This window comes from Actinomadura sp. KC345 (genome assembly GCF_004348515.1).
Lineage (GTDB): Bacteria > Actinomycetota > Actinomycetes > Streptosporangiales > Streptosporangiaceae > Spirillospora.
In genome coordinates this window covers 1-1,926 of record NZ_SMKH01000544.1, presented here as the reverse complement: position 1 = coordinate 1,926, position 1,926 = coordinate 1, and the positions used below count along the sequence as shown (strand labels likewise).

Genomic DNA, 1,926 nt, shown 5'->3' with positions numbered 1-1,926 from the left:
GGCGGCTGCGCGGCCGGCGATGTGCAAGGGGCGGTGCGGGGGCTGGCGCAGGACGCGCACGTGTTCGCCGCGACGGTCCGCGCGAACCTGCTGCTGGCCCGCCCGGACGCGAGCGAGGCGCAGCTGCGGGCGGCGGCGGCGCGGGCGCGTTTCACCGAGGTGGTGCACGCGCTGCCGGACGGGTGGGACACCGTGGTCGGCGCGGGCGGCCGGGGCCTGTCGGGCGGGCAGCGGCAGCGGCTGCTGCTGGCGCGGGCGCTGCTGGCCGACCCGCCGGTCCTGGTCCTGGACGAGCCGGCCGAGGCGCTGGACCCCGCGGCCGCGGACGCGCTCACCCGGGACCTGCTGCGGTCGCCGGGAGGCGGGACGCTGCTGCTGGTCACGCACCGGCTCGCGGCGCTGGACGCCGCCGACGAGGTCGTGGTCCTGGACCGGGGCCGGATCGTGCAGCGGGGCCGGCACGGTGAGCTGCTCGCGTCGCCGGGCGCGTACCGGGACCTGTGGGACGCCGAGCTCATGGCCGCGTGATCTGAGGCCCGGCCCGCGCATTGGACCTGATTCGCCGGTCGTGATTGGACCTGTTGTGCGGACCATTGCGCCGCCATGGTGATCACATGGAGACCACGACGACGACCGCGCACGGCGCCCCCGCAAGCGGCGCGAAGACCGGCGGGTACGTGCACGGATATTCCGGGCGGGAGGCGCAGCGCCTCGGCGACCAGGCCGACACGCTCGCCGAGCTGCTGCACGACGGGACGTCCTACCCGGCCGGGAGCCGGGTGCTGGAGGCCGGCTGCGGGGTCGGTTCCCAGACCGTGCATCTGCTCTCCCGCTCCCCCGGCGCGCACCTGACCGCCGCCGACGTGTCCGGCGAGTCGCTGGCCCGGGCCCGCGCCCGCGTCGCCGCGGACCGTCCGGGCGCGCGCGTCGACTGGCTGCGCGCCGACCTGCACGATCTGCCGTTCGGGGACGGCGAGTTCGACCACGTGTTCGTGTGCTTCGTCCTGGAGCATCTGCCCGACCCGCATGCCGCGCTGGTGGCGCTGCGGCGGGTGCTGCGGCCGGGCGGGACCCTCACCGTGATCGAGGGCGACCACGGTTCGGCGTTCCTGCACCCCGACAGCGCCCACGCCCGGACCGCGATCGGCCACCTGGCCGCGTTGCAGGCCGCGAAGGGCGGCGACCCCCTCATCGGGCGGCGCCTGCGGCCGCTGGTGGCCGGCGCCGGATACGACGGCGTCGCCGTCTCCCCCAGGACCGTGTACGCCGACGGGTCACGGCCCGGCCTGGCGCGGGCGTTCACCCTGGACACCTTCACCGCGATGGTCGAAGGCGTCGGCGACGAGGCCGTCGCGGCGGGGCTGTCCACGCCCGCGGACTGGGACCGCGGCGTCGCCGGCCTGCGCCGCGCCGCGGAACCGGACGGGACGTTCTGCTACACCTTCTTCAAGGCGGTCGCCGTCGGCCCGCCCGCCTGAGCCCGCCCGGGGCGGTCCCCGTGCCGGTCAGGCGTCCGGGAGGAGCGGGCCGAGGGGGCCGAGGTCGAGGTTGAGGTCGTGGTCGTCGAGGTCGAAATGGTCCTTCAACCGGGTCATCGCCTCCTCCAGCCGCATCAGCGCCAGCCCGAGGTCCTCGATCTGGTCGTCGGACAGGTCGCCGCCCTCGGCGCGGCGCAGCGCCTGGCGCTCCATCAATTGGCGGATCAGCTCGACCAGGGTGAGGACGAGCTTGACCAGGTCGCGTTCCACGGTCTCGGGGTCGGACCGCAGGCGCTGCATCGTGCGGGACGAGCGTTCACGCAGGCCCGGCTCGCGGTCCGCCTCACGGTCCGTCTCACGGTCCGTCTCACGGGCGGGGGCCGCGCGGACCGGGGCGTGCGGGGACGAGCCGCCGGTGCGGCCCGCCAGGATGTCGTCGGTGTACGGG

General features: G+C 76.1%; 3 protein-coding genes. 2 read left to right on the top strand and 1 reads right to left on the bottom strand.

Annotation, left to right across the window (positions count from 1 at the left end; all coding sequences use genetic code 11):
• Together E1281_RS39400 and E1281_RS39395 are read left to right on the top strand one after the other, a co-directional pair.
• Positions 1 to 528: ABC transporter ATP-binding protein (locus tag E1281_RS39400; protein WP_131884772.1), on the top strand; the 528-nt coding region annotated here is incomplete at its 5' end.
• 86 nt (positions 529 to 614) lie between these two features.
• Complete coding sequence (locus E1281_RS39395; RefSeq protein WP_131884771.1) at positions 615 to 1,478, top strand: methyltransferase domain-containing protein; 864 nt, start codon at positions 615 to 617, stop codon at positions 1,476 to 1,478.
• Between the two features lie 27 nt (positions 1,479 to 1,505).
• Here the strand turns inward: E1281_RS39395 and E1281_RS39390 are convergent, their stop codons facing one another.
• Entirely contained in the window at positions 1,506 to 1,907 is a 402-nt protein-coding gene (locus tag E1281_RS39390; protein WP_243717813.1) for a gas vesicle protein K, read from the bottom strand.
• Between the last annotated feature and the right edge of the window lie 19 nt (positions 1,908 to 1,926).